This is a genomic window from Bradyrhizobium sp. NBAIM03 (assembly GCF_020194055.1).
Lineage (GTDB): Bacteria > Pseudomonadota > Alphaproteobacteria > Rhizobiales > Xanthobacteraceae > Bradyrhizobium > Bradyrhizobium yuanmingense.
On the sequence record NZ_JADYVS010000003.1, the window covers coordinates 56,323 to 72,107 of the forward strand.

General features: G+C 66.2%; 14 protein-coding genes. 7 read left to right on the plus strand and 7 right to left on the minus strand.

From position 1 onward, the window contains the following. The first annotated feature begins 88 nt into the window (after positions 1-88). From I6F21_RS05155 to msrA, 4 genes are all read left to right on the plus strand, one after another. On the plus strand, positions 89-262 hold the full coding sequence (locus I6F21_RS05155; protein WP_225182833.1) for a hypothetical protein: 174 nt from the start codon (positions 89-91) through the stop codon (positions 260-262). Between the two features lie 181 nt (positions 263-443). Continuing rightward, on the plus strand, positions 444-2,765 hold the full coding sequence (locus I6F21_RS05160) for a molybdopterin guanine dinucleotide-containing S/N-oxide reductase (RefSeq protein ID WP_225182834.1): 2,322 nt from the start codon (positions 444-446) through the stop codon (positions 2,763-2,765). A gap of 19 nt (positions 2,766-2,784) precedes the next feature. Continuing rightward, a complete protein-coding gene (locus I6F21_RS05165) occupies positions 2,785-3,207 on the plus strand; it encodes an OsmC family protein (protein WP_225182835.1) in 423 nt (140 codons plus the stop codon). Positions 3,208-3,332: 125 nt separating this feature from the next. Beyond that, positions 3,333-3,848 carry a peptide-methionine (S)-S-oxide reductase MsrA gene (gene msrA, locus I6F21_RS05170; protein WP_225182836.1) on the plus strand — a complete coding sequence of 172 codons (516 nt, stop codon included), beginning with the start codon at positions 3,333-3,335 and terminating at the stop codon, positions 3,846-3,848. Between the two features lie 70 nt (positions 3,849-3,918). Here msrA and I6F21_RS05175 read toward each other — a convergent pair whose 3' ends face one another. The 7 genes from I6F21_RS05175 to I6F21_RS05205 all read right to left on the minus strand — a co-directional run bounded on the left by I6F21_RS05175 (position 3,919) and on the right by I6F21_RS05205 (position 11,163). Beyond that, positions 3,919-5,079: an MFS transporter gene (locus tag I6F21_RS05175; protein WP_225182837.1), complete on the minus strand. Its 1,161-nt coding sequence runs from the start codon at positions 5,077-5,079 to the stop codon at positions 3,919-3,921. Positions 5,080-5,196: 117 nt separating this feature from the next. Further along, complete coding sequence (locus tag I6F21_RS05180) at positions 5,197-6,423, minus strand: Zn-dependent hydrolase (protein ID WP_225182838.1); 1,227 nt, start codon at positions 6,421-6,423, stop codon at positions 5,197-5,199. Further along, positions 6,416-7,201, minus strand: coding sequence for an ABC transporter ATP-binding protein (locus I6F21_RS05185; protein WP_225182839.1), 786 nt, complete (start codon positions 7,199-7,201; stop codon positions 6,416-6,418). Before I6F21_RS05185 ends, I6F21_RS05180 begins: the two co-directional genes overlap by 8 nt. Next, the gene (locus I6F21_RS05190; RefSeq protein WP_036008029.1) at positions 7,198-7,971 is read right to left on the minus strand and encodes an ABC transporter permease; all 774 of its coding nucleotides are present in this window, start codon (positions 7,969-7,971) and stop codon (positions 7,198-7,200) included. The genes I6F21_RS05185 and I6F21_RS05190 overlap by 4 nt, the downstream gene beginning before the upstream one ends. A gap of 61 nt (positions 7,972-8,032) precedes the next feature. Next, positions 8,033-8,977, minus strand: a complete 945-nt coding sequence (locus I6F21_RS05195) for an ABC transporter substrate-binding protein (protein ID WP_225182840.1) — start codon at positions 8,975-8,977, stop codon at positions 8,033-8,035. A gap of 105 nt (positions 8,978-9,082) precedes the next feature. Beyond that, entirely contained in the window at positions 9,083-9,808 is a 726-nt protein-coding gene (gene hutC / locus I6F21_RS05200) for a histidine utilization repressor (protein ID WP_074448225.1), read from the minus strand. Further along, positions 9,805-11,163 (minus strand): formimidoylglutamate deiminase, encoded by a 1,359-nt coding sequence (locus tag I6F21_RS05205; RefSeq protein ID WP_225182841.1) that lies wholly within the window; start codon positions 11,161-11,163, stop codon positions 9,805-9,807. The genes hutC and I6F21_RS05205 overlap by 4 nt, the downstream gene beginning before the upstream one ends. Before the next feature lie 87 nt (positions 11,164-11,250). Here I6F21_RS05205 and hutI point away from each other — a divergent pair, with 87 nt between their 5' ends. The 3 genes from hutI to hutU are packed head-to-tail and all read left to right on the plus strand — an operon-like array spanning position 11,251 to position 15,708. After that, entirely contained in the window at positions 11,251-12,465 is a 1,215-nt protein-coding gene (gene hutI, locus I6F21_RS05210) for an imidazolonepropionase (protein ID WP_225182842.1), read from the plus strand. Continuing rightward, positions 12,462-14,021, plus strand: a complete 1,560-nt coding sequence (gene hutH / locus I6F21_RS05215; RefSeq protein ID WP_225182843.1) for a histidine ammonia-lyase — start codon at positions 12,462-12,464, stop codon at positions 14,019-14,021. The genes hutI and hutH overlap by 4 nt, the downstream gene beginning before the upstream one ends. A gap of 10 nt (positions 14,022-14,031) precedes the next feature. Further along, positions 14,032-15,708: a urocanate hydratase gene (gene hutU, locus I6F21_RS05220; protein WP_225182844.1), complete on the plus strand. Its 1,677-nt coding sequence runs from the start codon at positions 14,032-14,034 to the stop codon at positions 15,706-15,708. Positions 15,709-15,785 lie beyond the last annotated feature (77 nt).

Below are 15,785 nucleotides of genomic sequence, written 5' to 3' on the forward strand. Positions count from 1 at the left end.
TCGGGTGGCGCCACACGGGCTCCGATGAGGACCGCGCGGGGCGCATCGCCCGAGCCTGTCAATTTGTGAGTCGACCGACGTGACTGAGATGAATATCGGCAAATGGTACGACCCGATTTCTGAGCGGTGGATCGTGCCTCGCCCACACCACACCATCGCCGCGTTCGATCAGTCGAGCGCCGAGAAGGTGTCGGAAGCGAATAAGAGAGAAGAGACGCAGCGGATCTGGAATCTGCTGGTCGATTGCTGCGCACGTGGATGATGCAGCGGCGGCGCCAAAACGAGCGCTATGACGATCTCGACGACGCTCGGGAGTGTCAACAGCCCTGAGGCTGGCTTTGCGCGGGGCAGGTCAGCGTTCCCGTCAACTCTGATCTCGACGACGTCCGCAGCGGATCGGTATATTACCACCCATGCCGACGCCGCCGGAACAAGGATCAGAGATGGACGATACGATTGGCTTCCCCGACCCCGGTCTTGACCTGTCGGATGGCTTCAAGCCGCACACCTCGCATTGGGGCGTGTTCTCCGCGCGTCAGGGCGCGGCCGGGCTGGAGGTCAGAGCCTATGCGGGCGATCCCGATCCGAACGGCATCATCGACAATTTTCCCGGCGCGCTCCGCCACCAGGCGCGCATCGCCCAGCCGGCCATCCGCCGCGGCTGGCTCGAGCGCGGGCCGGGCCCCGACGATCGCCGCGGCCGCGACGAGTTCGTCTCCGTCAGCTGGGAGAAGGCGCTGGATCTCCTCGGCGACGAGCTTGGCCGCATTCGCGACACCCGCGGACCCGGCGCCGTGTTCGGCGGCTCCTATGGCTGGTCGAGTGCCGGGCGCTTCCATCACGCCCAGAGCCAGGTGCATCGCTTCCTCAACATCGCGATGGGCGGCTATGTGCGCTCGGTCAACACCTATTCGTCCGGTGCGTCCTCGGTGCTGCTGCCGCAGATCCTGGCAGGCTACGAGGACATCACCAAGCGCAACGTCACCTGGGAGCAGATTGCGGCAGAGACGGACATCGTGCTGGCGTTCGGCGGCATGGCGCTGAAGAACTCCATGGTGGCGGGCGGCTCGATCAGCAAGCATGTCGAGCGCGGCGCCATGGCCGCGGCGCGGGCGCGCGGTTGCGAGTTCATCCTGGTCAGCCCGCTGCGCGACGATCTGCCGGTCGAGGCCGGCGCCGAATGGATGAGTTGCGTGCCCGGCACCGACACCGCCTTGATGCTCGGCATCGTCCATACGCTGGTGAGCGAGAAGCTGCACGACCAGGCCTTTCTCGATCGCTACACCGAGGGCTGGCCGATCTTCCTGCGTTATCTGACCGGCGAGAGCGACGGGCAAGCCAAGCACGCCGAATGGGCCGCCGCGATCTGCGGCGTCAGTGCGGATGCGATCCGCAAGCTGGCGCGGCGCCTCGCCGGAAAGCGCGCGCTCATCACCGTCTCCCATTCACTGCAGCGCGCCGAGCATGGCGAGCAGCCGGTGTGGATGGGCATGGTGCTGGCGGCGGCCCTCGGCCAGATCGGCCTTCCCGGCGGCGGCTATGCCTATTCGCTGGGTGCGATCGGCTATTACGGCCGCCGCGTCAACGACGTGCCGGGGCCGACGCTGGGGCAGGGCCGCAACGGCGTTGCCGATTTCATTCCGGTGGCGCGCATCGCCGACATGCTGCTCAATCCCGGCACCACGTATCGCTACAACGGCGAGACGCGCACCTATCCTGACATTCGTCTGGTCTACTGGGCCGGCGGCAATCCCTTCCATCACCATCAGGACATCAACCGCCTGCGCAAGGCCTTCGCGAAGCTGGATACGCTGGTCGTGCACGAGCTCGCCTGGACCGCCACCGCCCGCCACGCCGACATCGTGCTGCCCGCGACGATGACGCTGGAGCGCGAGGATATCGGCTATTCCACCAACGATCCCCTGATGGTCGCGATGCACCGGATCGCCGAGCCGTTCGGGCTCGCGCGTGACGATTACGACATCTTCGCCGATCTCGCCGAACGCCTCGGGGCGCGCGAGCCCTTCACCGAAGGGCGCACGTCGCGGCAATGGCTGGAGCATCTCTACGAGCCGACCCGCGCCTCGCTTGCCAAGCGCGGCCTCGAAGCGCCGAGCTTCGAAGAATTCTGGGCGCGCGGCAGCCTGATCGTGCCGCAGCAGCCCGACGACGGCGGCCGGCTACGCCGCTTTCGCGAGGATCCCATCAATCACGCTTTGCCGACGCCGAGCGGACGCATCGAGATCTACTCGGCCAAGATCGCGGGGCACGGTGATGCGGATTGTCCCGGACATCCGGTCTGGCTCGACAAGACCGATGTTCCCAAGCCGGGGGCACCGTGCTTCCTCGTCGCCAACCAGCCGGTGACGCGCCTGCACAGCCAGCTTGATTTCGGCGGTCATTCGCTCGGCTCAAAGCATCGCGGCCGTGAGGTCGCGCGCATGAACCCGGTCGATGCACAGGCGCGCGGCATCAAGGACGGCGACATCATCCGCCTGTTCAACGAGCGCGGCGCGTGCCTCGCCGCGGTCCGCATCACCGACGGCATCGTATCAGGCGTGGTTCAGCTTCCGACCGGCGCGTGGTACGATCCGATGGATCCCGAAGACGAGGCGCCGCTCTGCGTTCACGGCAATCCGAATGTGCTGACCCGCGACGTCGGCACCTCGTCCCTGGCGCAGGGCTGCACCGGCCAGTTGACGGCCGTCGAGGTGGAGAAGTTCACCGGCAATCTGCCGCCGATCCGCGCGTTCGATCCGGTTTAGGCAAGCAAGGAGAACGGAGATGATCCGCAAGGCAACAGCAGTCTGGAAGGGCACTGGTCGCGATGGCACGGGCCATCTGTCGAGCGAATCCGGCGTGCTTGCCAGCACGCCCTATTCGTTCAAGACCCGCTTCGAGAACGAGAAGGGCACCAATCCCGAAGAGTTGATCGCCGCAGCCCATGCCGGCTGTTTCACCATGGCGCTCGCCTTCGGCCTGCAGATGGCGGGTTTCACGCCCGACGAACTCTCGACCGAAGCCGCCGTCACGCTCGAGCCCGAGGGCAAGGGTTTCAAGATCAGCAAATCCGCCCTGACCCTGCGGGCGAAGGTGCCTAATCTCGACGATGCCGGCTTCGCCCGGTTCGCCGGCGAGGCCGAGAAGAACTGCCCGGTGTCCAAGGTGCTCAACGCCGCCATCACGCTCGACGCCAAGCTGGTCTAGGGCGAGCGCCTGCTTCTGGTCCATCCGGTCCAGACGACCCGGTGGGCGTCAAGGCGCGGCTTTCGGCCGGGCGGCCGAAAGCCTATATGATGCGAACGCTTGAGTGATCATTGGGAGCACATCACATGACGACGGAACGCGCAGTTTTGGCCGGCGGCTGCTTCTGGGGCATGCAGGATCTGATCCGCAAGCAGCCGGGCGTGATCTCCACCCGCGTCGGTTACACCGGTGGGCATGTCAGGAACGCCACCTACCGCAATCACGAAGGTCATGCCGAAGCGATCGAGATCGTGTTCGATCCGGCCAGGACCAGCTTCCGGACCATGCTGGAGTTCTTCTTCCAGATCCATGATCCGACCACGCTCAACCGCCAGGGCAACGATATCGGCACGAGCTACCGGTCGGCGATCTTCTACACCAGCGAGGAGCAGAAGCGGATTGCCGAAGACACCATCGCCGACGTCGAGGCCTCCGGCCTGTGGCCCGGCAAGGTGGTGACCGAGGTCGCGCCCGCGCGCGAGTTCTGGGAAGCCGAGCCCGAGCATCAGGATTATCTCGAACGTTATCCTGACGGCTACACCTGCCACTTCATCCGGCCGGGCTGGAAGCTGCCGCGGCGCGCTGCGGCAGTCGGAGGCTAGAGCCTGAAGAAGGTGGCTCGCCGGCTGTGGCGGTCCACCTCCTCATCGGTCAAAGCCGACGCGAGTCCGCTCACGCATCGACATGCAAGGTCCGGCGCTGCTCCGCGGTGACGATCCCCGCCGTCAACGTGACGAGACCCATCAAGGCGGCGAGCAGCCAGAATGCCAGCGGCAGTCCGCCGAGCTGTGCGACGAAGCCGACGCCGGCAGGGCCCAGCAGGACGCCTGCATAGCCGGCCGTCGTGATCGCCGCGACCGCAAGTCCCGTGGGCATCACCTTTTGTTGCGCCGCCCGGCGGAATAGCACGGGCACGAGGTTCGAGGCGCCGAGCCCGATCAGCAGGAATCCGGCGATGGCGACCGCTGCCACGGGCGCGGTGAGCAGCACCACGAAGCCGGCGATCGCGATGAGGCTGCCCCACAGTAACGTCGTGCGGTCTCCGATGCGTGCAACGACCGCGTCGCCGCTGAGCCGGCCGATCGTCATCGCGATCGAGAACACGATGTAGCCGATGCCGCCTTGGGCCTCGCTGACGAGCCCGGCGCCGATCACGAGCAGCGCGCCCCAATCGAGCATCGCGCCTTCGACCAGGAAGGTGATGGCGCCGAGCAGCGCCAGCAGCAGCACCGATCCATGCGGCAGCACGAACAATGGGCCTTCCTGCACCTGCACCGATCGAAGCAGGCGCGGCCAGGTCACGAGCATCGCGATCAGCATCAGCACGGAGCAGATCAACGTCGAGGCGAGCGCGCCGAGCTGCAGAGAGAGCAGCGCCGTCATCAGCGCGGAACCGGCGAAGCCGCCGATGCTGAACAGGGCGTGGAAGCCGGACATCAGCGGGCGTCGCGCGGCGCGCTCCACTTCCACGGCGTGGATATTCATGGCGACGTCAATGGAGCCGAGTGCGGCCCCGAAGACGAACAGCGCCAGCGCGAGCGTCGCGGGCGACGCCGCGATGGCCAGCAATGGCAGCACCAACGTGAGACCAAGTCCGCCCGCGATGATAATCGGTTTGCTGCCGTAGCGCGCGCTGAGCACGCCGGTCAGCAGCATCGCGATCACTGAGCCGATGCCGAGGCTGAGCAGCAGCAGCCCGAGAACGCCGTCATCGACCGCGAGCCGCGCCTTCGCGAACGGCACCAGCGGCGCCCAGCACGCGATGCCGAAGCCCGCAACGAGGAAGGCAAGCCGGGTGGCGAGGCGGGTCGCCGGCCGGTCGGCAGAAGACATGGGAACTCCGGGGAAGCAGGGGAGGAGACGGTCGACAGGCCCGAGGATTGCCGCGGCTTTATGGCAGAGCCCTGCTCGAATGGTCGTGGCAGGCGCTCAACGGCTGCATGCCTCGACCTAGCCCCCGAGGATCCGCCGGCACGCCTCGACGAACACCTCTGCGCCCGTCACGATATCGGCATCCGCCGTGTTCTCGGTCCAGTGATGGCTGATGCCGCCGATCGACGGCACGAACAGCATGCCGGCGGGCATGACGGTCGCCAGCATCTGCGCATCGTGGCCGGCGCCGCTCGGCATGCGGATGGAACGGCCGCCGGCGACGGCCTTGCTCGCGGCCTCGATCGCGTCCTGAAAGCCCGCGTTCATCATCGCGGGTGCGCCGGTGCGCAGCTTCGTCACCGTGACGGTGCAGGGACCATTTGCGCTGGCTTCGTCCGCCATGGTCCGCAGCAGTTGCTCCAGCCGCGCGATGACAAACGGGTCGTCGTCGCGGATCTGGAACAACATCTCCGCGCCACCGGGAATGATGCTCGGTGCGCCCGGATCGAGCGTGATGCGGCCGGTGGTCCAGACCGTGCGCGGGCCGCAGGCGGCGGGGAAACGCTCGTCGATCGCCACGCAGAACCTGGCCAGCGCCAGGCCCGCATCCTTGCGCACCGCCATGCGCGTGGTGCCGGCATGATTCTGCTCGCCTACGAAGTTGATCTGGTACTGCCAGATGCCGACGATGGATGTCACGACGCCGATCGCCAGGCGACCGCTTTCGAGCGTGTCGCCCTGCTCGATGTGCGCCTCGAGATAACCGACGTGCCGTCCCGGCTCGGCGGTGATGCGCGGGCGCCCCGCCAGCCCCATGTCGGCAAGGGCATCGCGCATGCTGCGGCCGCTGGTGCGGTCGCGCGCGGCGTCGATGTCGGCCTCGGTCACCTGTCCGACATAGGAGCGCGAGCCGAGGAAATGACCGAAATGTCCCTCCTCGTCGCACCAGGCGGCGACCTCGACCGCGCCGTTCACCGAAGCGTCGGCATTGAGCACGCGCGCCGCCTCCAGCGCATAGACGACGCCGAGCGGGCCGTCGAGCCAGCCGGCATAGTTCTGGCTTTCCAGGTGCGAGCCCGCCAGCAGTTTCGGTCCGGACTTCGAGCTCGTCCCGAACACATTGCCGATGCCGTCAATCGTCGCGGAGAGCTCGGCCTCGGGCAGCTTCTGGACGAGCCACTCCAGCGACAGCTTGTGCGGCTCGGAGAAGGTCGGCTTGTGCACGCCGGTCTTGTAGGCGCCGAAGGCACGCAGTGCATGGAGGTCGGCGAGAACGCGATGTCCGTCGGCACGAGCGTCAGGCATGTTCGGCAACCTTCAGCGCCTCGGTTCGGATCTCCTCGACCAGCCGTTCCTTCAGCTGGACGAATTCCGGCGTGGTCTTGATCTTGTAGGAGCGGGGATGCGGCAGGTCTACATGAATGTCCGCCTTGATGCGGCCGGGGCGCGCGCTCATGACGATGACGCGGCTACCGAGGAAGATGGCTTCCTCGATATCGTGAGTCACGAACAGCACGGTCTTCTGGTCGCGCTCCCAGATCCCGAGCAGCATTTCCTGCATCAAGGCGCGGGTCTGGTTGTCGAGCGCGCCGAACGGCTCGTCGAGCAACAGGATCTTCGGGTCGTTGGCGAGCGCGCGTGCGATCGCGGTGCGCTGCTGCATGCCGCCGGAGAGTTGCTTGGGCCAATGGTTTTCGAAACCGGACAGGCCGACCTGGCGGATGAAGGCATCGGCGATCTTGTGTCGCTCCGCCTCGGACACGCCGCGCTCGCGCAGGCCGAATGCGATGTTCTCGCGCACCGTCAGCCAGGGGAACAGCGTGTAGGACTGGAACACCATGCCGCGATCGGCGCCCGGGCCGGTCACTTCGCGTCCATCGAGCGTGACGCGGCCGCCGGTCGGACGGTCGAGACCGGCGACGATGCGCAGCAGCGTGGACTTGCCGCAGCCGGAGGGACCGAGGATGGTGACGAAGTCGTTGTTGCCGATGGTGAGATCGGTCGGCTCCAGCGCCCTGGTCGGCGCGTTGCCGTGACGCGCGGGGAAGGTGCGCGAGACCTGCGCAACCTTAAGAATGGTCATGCGAGCTTCCAGGGAAACAGCCAGGCATTGAACGCCTTGAACAGGAAGTCCGAGATCAGGCCGATCAAGCCGATCACGATGATGCCGAAGATGATCTGGCCGGTGTTGAGCAGCGCCTGGCTGTCGGTGATCATATGACCGATGCCCGAGGACGAGCCGATCAGCTCGGCGACGATGACGTAGGTCCAGGCCCAGCCCAGCACCAGCCGCAGGATCTCTGCGATCTCCGGCGCGGAGGAAGGCAGCAGCACCCGGCGGATGATGCCGCGGTCGCTGGCGCCCAGCGTGTAGGCGGCCTCGACCAGATCGCGCCGCGTGGCGCCGACCGTCACCGCGACCATCAGGATGACCTGGAACACCGAGCCGATGAAGATGACGAGCAGCTTCTGCAGCTCGCCGATGCCGGCCCACAGGATCAGCAGCGGGATGAAGGCCGAGGCGGGCAAATAGCGTGCAAATGAGACGAAGGGTTCGAGGAAGGCTTCGACCGGCTTGTAGGCGCCCATCAGCACGCCGAGTGGCACCGCAATGACCGCCGCGAGCGCAAAGCCGCCGACGACGCGCCAGATCGTCATGCCGATGTCGAACAGGAAACCGTGTTTGGTGAGCAGCTCGAGGCCTTCCTGCACCATGGTGAGCGGATTGGCGAGGAAGGTCTTCGACACATGGCCGCCGAACGTCGCCCATGACCAGAGGGCGACGAACAGCACGAAGAACGCCAGGCCATATGCCGCACGTTGCTTCGATGTCACGGGATCCAGGGGACGCATCAAACTGTATCCGAATGGTGCGCCGGCTCCGCTTGAGGCGGAACCGGCAGCTTGGAGAACGTTACTTGATGAAGCTCGCGTCGTAGAGGTCCTCGACCTTCGGCACGGCCTTGATGATACCAATCTCGAGCAGGAGCTCGGCGGCCTCCTTGTTGAAGGTCAGGAACTCGCCCGCGAAGAATTTCTGGTTTGCAGCCTTGTCCTGCCAGCGCAGATATTTCGCCGAGTTGCCGAACTGCTCGCCGGTCTGCTTCACGTCGGCGCCCATGATCTCGTAGGACTTGGCCTGGTCCTTGGCGATCATCTCGAGCGCCTCGAAATAGCTGTCGGCGAGCGCCTTGGCGGCCTTGGGATTGTCGGTGAGGAACTTCGGCGTGCAGCCGAACGTGTCCATGACCATCGGATAGTCCAGCGTGGTGGCGATGATCTTGCCCTTGTCGGGCGCGGCACGCACGGTCGACAAGTATGGCTCATAGGTCATAGCCGCATCGTTCTGGCCGGAGACGAAGGCCTGCGCCGCAGCCGCCGGCTCGAGGTTCACCACCGTCACGTCCTTCGTGGTGAGGCCGTTCTTCTTCAGCATCCAGGCCAGCGCGAAGTAGGGCGAGGTGCCCGGCGCGGAGGCGGCGACGGTCTTGCCTTTCAGGTCCTTGATCGCGGCGATGTCGTTGCGCACGGCCATCCCGTCGGCGCCATAGCTCTTGTCGAGCTGGAAGATCTGCTTGGTGGCGACGCCGTTGGCGTTCCAGGAGATCCAGGTCTCGACCGTGGTCGCCGCACACTGGATGTCGCCGGAGGCGATGGCGAGATGGCGGTCCTTCTGCGGGATCTTCTTGATGGTGACGTCGAGGCCGTTTTTCTTGAAGATGCCGGCCTCCTTCGCCAGCGTCAGCGGCGCGAAGCCGGTCCACCCGGAAATGCCGATGCCGACCTTGACGTCCTGGGCGAGCGCCGGAGTGGAGGCCGCGAGAGCAATGATTGTCGCAAATACTGTCGAACTACGCATGATTATCGTCCTCTTGCCGATCGATGGTTTGACGTCCTGTTGATCTCTGCCGGCCCATATGGGCGGTTCCGCGAAGCGTTGCACGATTTGTGCCGACATATCCTCTCAGCCACCCTTGAATCGCGCGACAAGGCGGTGAGAGTCACCGGGATAGAGCAGGCGCACGGCGGTGATCGTGCGTGCGCTGCGCCAGGTATAGCGGTCGATCACGAGACAGGGGGCGCCGACGGCGATCGCGAGCGCTTCCGCCGCGCGGTCGTCCGCGACGATGGCGCTGATCGTGTGCTCGGCCTCGGTCCATGGGACATGGTGAAGCAGCCAGGAGCCGGGCGGCTCGCGCGAGAAATCCGCGGTTGCGGCGTCAGGAACGGACGAGAGATCGATCAGCCTGTCCTCGACCGCGAACGGGACCTTGTCGGCGCTGTGCCGGCAGGTGATCGCGACCACTTTGTTGGCCTTCTTCACGCCGAGCCGGTCGCGGTCGGCGGCCGTCGCCGCGCGCAGCTTGCGGCCGATCAGCTCGTAGCCGTAACTGCGGCCAAGCGCGGTGATCTCGGCGCGGATGTCGGCGATCTTGAGTACCGCCGACTGATGCTGCGGCCGGCGCACGAACGAGCCGGCGCGGCGCCGCCGCTCGATCAGATCGGCCTGCGCCAGCTCAGACAGTGCCTTGTTCACGGTCATGCGCGAGCAGCCGTAGCGCGCGACCAGCTCGTGCTCGAAGGGAATGCGATGGCCGGGCGGCCATTCGCCGGTCAGGATGCGCTGCTCGATGTCGGCGCGGATGCGCTTGTAGAGCGTCGGCCTGTCGGCATCGGTGACGAGGCTCATGCCACGAGCCTCCGCATCGATGCGTTGAAGCGTTCGCGTGCGGCTTGGCGCAATCCATGCTGACCGCGCTCGACCACCTTGTTGCCCCCGGCCCAGACGCAATCAATGGCGGCGCCGCCGGCAGAAAAAATCCAGCCGTCGATGGCCGCATCCTGCGCGCGTCCCGCCAGCGATGGATACGCCGTGTCGAGCGTGACGATATCGGCGCGCGCGCCGGGTGTGAGGCCGACCGTCGGCTGCGCCAGCGCCCGCGCGCCGCCGGCGAGCGCCCCGTCGAACAGCGAGCGTCCCGTGGAGCGGCCGGCGCCGCCGGAGAGAACGTTGCGCTGGCGGTGCTTGAGCCGCTGGCCGTATTCGAGCTGGCGCAACTCGTCTGCGGCGCCGATCAACACGTTGGAATCGGTACCGACGCCGAAAAGGCCACCGGCGTCGACAAACTCCCGCGCCGAGAAAGTGCCGTCGCCGAGGCTCGCCTCCGTGATCGGGCAAAGGCCGGCGACCGCGCCCGTCTTGGCGAAAGCCGTCACTTCCTCACTCGTCATGTGGGTCGCGTGAATGAGGCACCAGCGCCGATCGACAGGCGCGTGCTCCAGCAGCCATTGCACCGGACGCCGGCCCGACCAGGCGAGGCAATCCTCGACCTCCTTCACCTGCTCGGCGGCATGGATGTGCACCGGCCCGCCCTCGGCGAGCGGAAGGATCGCGGCGAGCTCGTCCGGCGTGACCGCGCGCAAACTGTGCGGAGCGATGCCGATATTGGCGCCGGGCAAGGCGCTGATCGCCTGGCGCGAGGCCGTCATCAATGCGGCGAACTGATCGACCGAGCAGATGAAGCGGCGCTGCCCGGCATTCGGCGCTGCGCCTCCAAACGAGCCATGCGCATAGAAAGTCGGCAACAACGTCAGCGCAATGCCCGAGGCTTCGGCCGCCTGTGCAATCCGCGTGGCCATCTCGGCGGGGTCAGCGTAGGGCGAGCCGTCGCGGTCGTGGTGCAGATAGTGGAATTCGCCGACGCGGGTAAAACCCTGCTCGAGCATCTCGACATAGAGCAGCGTCGCCACAGCCGCGACGTCGTCGGGCGTCATCGCCAGCGCAAAGCGATACATCGTCTCGCGCCAGGTCCAGAACGTGTCGGTGGAATCGCCGCGCAATTCGGCAAGGCCTGCCATGCCGCGCTGGAAGGCGTGGCTGTGCAGGCTCGCAAGTCCGGGAAGCGCGATAGCATGGCGCTCGTCGCCGGCGGACGGCGCCACGCCCGGCGTCACCGCGGCGATCGCGCCGGCGGCGATCACCACCTGCACGTCATTGGCCCAGCCGGAAGGCAGGAGCGCGGAAGCGAAATGCAGTCGGGTCATGATCTACACGCCGGCTGGACAGAACCGCCTTACGATTATATGTCTAGACATATAAGTCAAGCATCCCCACGGCGAATGGATACCCGCATGGCAGAGCGCTTCGACCGGATCTGGCACAATGCCCGCCTCGCGACGATGCGGGTCGATCGTCCCGATCTTGGCGAGATCGAGCATGGTGTCATCGCCGCACGCGGCGGTCGCATCGCCTATGCGGGCGCGAAAGCGGATTTTCCCGCCGATGCAGACGCGATCGAGCGGATCGAGTGCAAGGGGCGCTGGATCACGCCTGGTCTCGTCGACTGCCATACCCATCTGGTCTATGGCGGCAACCGCGCGCATGAATTCGAGCTGCGCCTGAAGGGGGCAAGCTATGAGGAGATCGCGCGCGCCGGGGGCGGCATCGTCTCGACCGTGGCGGCAACGCGCAAAGCCAGCGAAGCCGAGCTCGTCGCAGGCGCGCTGCCGCGGCTCGACGCGTTGATCGGCGAGGGTGCCACCACGGTCGAGATCAAGTCCGGCTACGGCCTCGACACCGAAACCGAGATGCGCCAGCTCGCGGCTGCGCGCAGCCTCGGCCGTGAGCGGCCTGTTACGATCCGCACGTCGTTCTTGGGTGCGCATGCGCTGCCGGTCGAGGCGGGTGGCGACAAGGATGGTTACATCGATCTCGTCTGCAAGGAGATGCTGCCGGCGATCGCAAACGCGGGCCTCGCCGATGCCGTCGATGCCTTCATGGAGGGCATCGCATTCTCCGCCGAACAGACTGCGCGGGTGTTCGAAGCGGCGAGGGGACTTGGACTGCCGATCAAGCTCCATGCCGACCAGCTCTCGAATCTCGGCGGCGCTGCGCTTGCCGCGAAATTCTCGGCACTCTCGGCCGATCATCTCGAGCATACAGATGAAGCCGGTGCTGCCGCCATGGCGAGGGCCGGCACGGTGGCCGTGCTGCTGCCGGGCGCGTTCTACTTCATTCGCGAGACGCAGAAGCCGCCGGTCGAGACGTTCCGCAAGCACAACGTTCCCATGGCGCTGGCGACCGACTGCAATCCCGGCAGCTCGCCACTGACCTCGCTGCTGCTCGCGATGAACATGGGCGCGACATTGTTCCGGATGAATGTGGCCGAGTGCCTCGCCGGCGTTACCCGTGAAGGCGCGCGGGCGCTCGGCCTGCTGAACGAGATCGGCACACTGGAAACCGGCAAATGGTGCGACCTCGCGATCTGGGAGATCGAGCGGCCCGCCGAGCTGGTCTACCGCATCGGCTTCAATCCGCTGCACAAGCGGGTATGGAGGGGGCAGTGACGGAGCAGGAGACGGCGATCGTCGTCAAGCCGGGAACAGTGAGCCTCGACGATCTCGCGCGCGTGCTCGAAGGTGCTCCCGTCTTGCTCGATCCTTCGTTCTGGCCGCGTGTCGATACGGCTGCGCTGATCGTTGCGCAGGCCGCGCAGGCCGACGTCCCCGTCTACGGCATCAACACCGGCTTCGGGAAGCTCGCATCGAAGCGCATTCCGCCGGACCAGACCGCGCTGCTTCAGCGCAACCTGATCGTCTCGCATTGCTGCGGCGTCGGCCAGCCGACGCCGGAGCCCATCGTCCGCATGATGATGGCGCTGAAGATCGTCTCGCTCGGCCGCGGCGCTTCCGGCGTGCGCCGCGTGGTGATCGAGCAGTTGCAGGACATGCTGGCCCGTGGCGTCTATCCGCTGGTGCCGCAGCAGGGCTCGGTCGGCGCCTCCGGCGATCTGGCACCGCTTGCGCATATGACGGCCGTGATGATCGGCCAAGGGCAGGCGATCATCGATGGCAAGATCGTGTCCGGCAGCGAGGCACTCGCGGCCGCCGGCCTCACGCCCTTGACCCTTGGGCCCAAGGAAGGCCTCGCGCTGATCAACGGCACGCAATTCTCGACCGCCTACGCCCTCTCGGGCGTGTTGCGCGCATTTCGCCTCGCCCGCGCCGCGCTCGTGACCGGTGCGCTGTCGGTGGACGCGGCGATGGCGTCGACGGCACCGTTCCGGCCCGAAATCCAGGCGCTGCGTGGCCATGCCGGCCAGATCGCGGCGGCTGCGACGCTGAATGCGTTGCTCGACGGCAGCGACATCCGTATGTCGCATCTCGAGGGTGATGAGCGCGTGCAGGATCCCTATTGCCTGCGCTGCCAGCCACAGGTTGCCGGTGCTGCGCTCGATCTGATCACGCAGGCCGCGCGCACGCTGATCGTGGAGGCCAATGCCGTCACCGACAATCCGCTGGTGCTGGTCGAGACCGGAGAGATCGTCTCCGGCGGCAATTTCCACGCCGAGCCGGTGGCGTTTGCCGCAGATGCCATCGCGCTGGCGCTGTCGGAGATCGGCGCGATCAGCGAGCGGCGCATCGCGACGCTGGTCGATCCCGCGCTCAATTTCGGACTGCCGCCGTTCCTCACCCCCGATCCCGGCCTCAATTCCGGCTTCATGATCGCCGAGGTGACGGCGGCCGCGCTCTATGCCGAGAACAAGCAGCGTGCGCTCGCCTGCTCGATCGATTCGACGCCGACCAGCGCCAATCAGGAAGATCATGTCTCGATGGCCGCGCATGCTGCGCGGCGCCTGTCCGACATGGCCGACAATCTCGCCGCCATCCTCGGCATCGAGCTTCTGGTCGCCGCTCAGGGCATCACGCTGCGCGCGCCGCACGCAACCAGTGCGCCGCTGGTCGCCGTCATTGCCGCGTTGCGTGAGCAGGTGCCCGCACTGGGCGCCGATCGCTACATGGCCGGTGATCTGGCCAAGGCCGCTGCATTGATCGAAGCCGATGCGCTTCCAGCTGCCGCGCTCGCCCAGCTTCCCGCCGATCCGTTTCCGAGACTCGTCTGAAGAGGCCCACATGAACCGCCGACTGGACAATGACCGCACCATCAGCGCTCCCCGCGGCAGCGACATCAGCGCCAAGAGCTGGCTCACGGAAGCGCCGCTGCGCATGCTGATGAACAATCTCGATCCTGACGTTGCGGAACGCCCGAGCGAGCTCGTCGTCTATGGCGGCATCGGCCGCGCCGCGCGCGACTGGGAGAGTTTTGACCGGATCGTTGCGGCCTTGCGCAAGCTGGAAGCCGACCAGACGCTGCTGGTGCAATCAGGCAAGCCGGTCGGCGTATTCCGCACCCATGCCGATGCACCGCGCGTGCTGATCGCGAATTCCAACATCGTGCCGCATTGGGCGACGCTCGATCATTTCAACGAGCTCGATCGCCAGGGCCTGATGATGTACGGCCAGATGACGGCGGGCTCCTGGATCTATATCGGCAGCCAGGGCATCGTGCAGGGCACCTATGAAACCTTCGTCGAGGTCGGTCGGCGTCATTACGGCGGCAGCCTCGCCGGTAAATGGATTCTCACGGCCGGCTTGGGAGGCATGGGCGGCGCGCAGCCGCTGGCGGCGACCATGGCCGGCGCTTCGATGCTTGCGGTCGAATGCCAGCCGAGCCGCATCGAGATGCGCCTGCGGACCGGTTATCTCGACCGGCAAGCCGCAACGCTTGATGAAGCGCTCGCGATCATGGCGGACGCCGCGAAGACGAACAAGGCGGTCTCGGTCGGCCTGCTCGGCAACGCCGCGGAGATCTTCCCTGAGCTGGTGCGCCGCGGCGTCAAGCCCGACATCGTCACCGACCAGACCAGCGCGCACGATCCCATCAACGGCTACTTGCCGAAGGGCTGGACGCTTGCCGAATGGGAAGCCAAGCGCGCGTCCGATCCGAAGGCAGTGGAGCGCGCCTCGAAGACGTCGATGGTCGAGCATGTCCAGGCCATGCTGGATTTCCATGCCCAGGGTATTCCGACGCTCGACTACGGCAACAACATCCGCCAGATGGCACAGGACATGGGCCTGAAGAACGCCTTCGATTTCCCCGGCTTCGTGCCCGCCTATATCCGCCCCCTGTTCTGTCGCGGCGTCGGGCCATTCCGCTGGGCCGCGCTGTCGGGCGATCCCGAGGACATCTTCAAGACCGATGCCAAGGTCAAGGAGCTGATGCCTGACGACAAGCATCTGCACAATTGGCTCGACATGGCAAAGGCGCGCATCAAATTCCAGGGCCTGCCGGCACGCATCTGCTGGGTCGGCCTCGGCGATCGCCATCGCCTCGGTCTTGCCTTCAACGAGATGGTGGCGCGTGGCGAATTGAAAGCGCCGATCGTGATCGGCCGCGATCATCTCGACAGCGGCTCGGTGGCGAGCCCTAACCGCGAGACCGAGGCGATGAAGGACGGATCGGATGCGGTGTCCGATTGGCCGCTGCTCAATGCGCTGCTCAATTGCGCCAGCGGAGCGACCTGGGTGTCGCTGCATCATGGCGGCGGCGTCGGCATCGGCTATTCGCAGCACGCGGGCATGGTGATCGTCGCCGACGGCACGCCCGAGGCTGCGAAGCGGATCGAGCGCGTGCTGTGGAACGATCCCGCCACCGGCGTCATGCGCCACGCCGATGCAGGCTACGACATCGCGATCGAGTGCGCGCGCGACAAGGGGCTCGATCTGCCGAGTCTGGCGGAGAGGCTTTAGAGCATGATCCGGAAAAGTGCGTAGCGGTTTTCCGAAAAGATTATGCTCAAACAATAACCTAAAGCGCGCATCGCGCT

Bases quoted from the DNA above. Each gene is read 5' to 3' on its own strand.
- I6F21_RS05155 (WP_225182833.1), top strand. From the start codon at position 89: ATGAATATCGGCAAATGGTACGACCCGATTTCTGAGCGGTGGATCGTG.
- hutC (WP_074448225.1), bottom strand. From the start codon at position 9,808: ATGAGCCTCGTCACCGATGCCGACAGGCCGACGCTCTACAAGCGCATC.
- I6F21_RS05160 (WP_225182834.1), top strand. From the start codon at position 444: ATGGACGATACGATTGGCTTCCCCGACCCCGGTCTTGACCTGTCGGAT.
- hutI (WP_225182842.1), top strand. From the start codon at position 11,251: ATGGCAGAGCGCTTCGACCGGATCTGGCACAATGCCCGCCTCGCGACG.
- hutU (WP_225182844.1), top strand. From the start codon at position 14,032: ATGAACCGCCGACTGGACAATGACCGCACCATCAGCGCTCCCCGCGGC.
- I6F21_RS05195 (WP_225182840.1), bottom strand. From the start codon at position 8,977: ATGCGTAGTTCGACAGTATTTGCGACAATCATTGCTCTCGCGGCCTCC.
- msrA (WP_225182836.1), top strand. From the start codon at position 3,333: ATGACGACGGAACGCGCAGTTTTGGCCGGCGGCTGCTTCTGGGGCATG.
- I6F21_RS05205 (WP_225182841.1), bottom strand. From the start codon at position 11,163: ATGACCCGACTGCATTTCGCTTCCGCGCTCCTGCCTTCCGGCTGGGCC.
- I6F21_RS05165 (WP_225182835.1), top strand. From the start codon at position 2,785: ATGATCCGCAAGGCAACAGCAGTCTGGAAGGGCACTGGTCGCGATGGC.
- I6F21_RS05190 (WP_036008029.1), bottom strand. From the start codon at position 7,971: ATGCGTCCCCTGGATCCCGTGACATCGAAGCAACGTGCGGCATATGGC.
- I6F21_RS05175 (WP_225182837.1), bottom strand. From the start codon at position 5,079: ATGTCTTCTGCCGACCGGCCGGCGACCCGCCTCGCCACCCGGCTTGCC.
- I6F21_RS05185 (WP_225182839.1), bottom strand. From the start codon at position 7,201: ATGACCATTCTTAAGGTTGCGCAGGTCTCGCGCACCTTCCCCGCGCGT.
- I6F21_RS05180 (WP_225182838.1), bottom strand. From the start codon at position 6,423: ATGCCTGACGCTCGTGCCGACGGACATCGCGTTCTCGCCGACCTCCAT.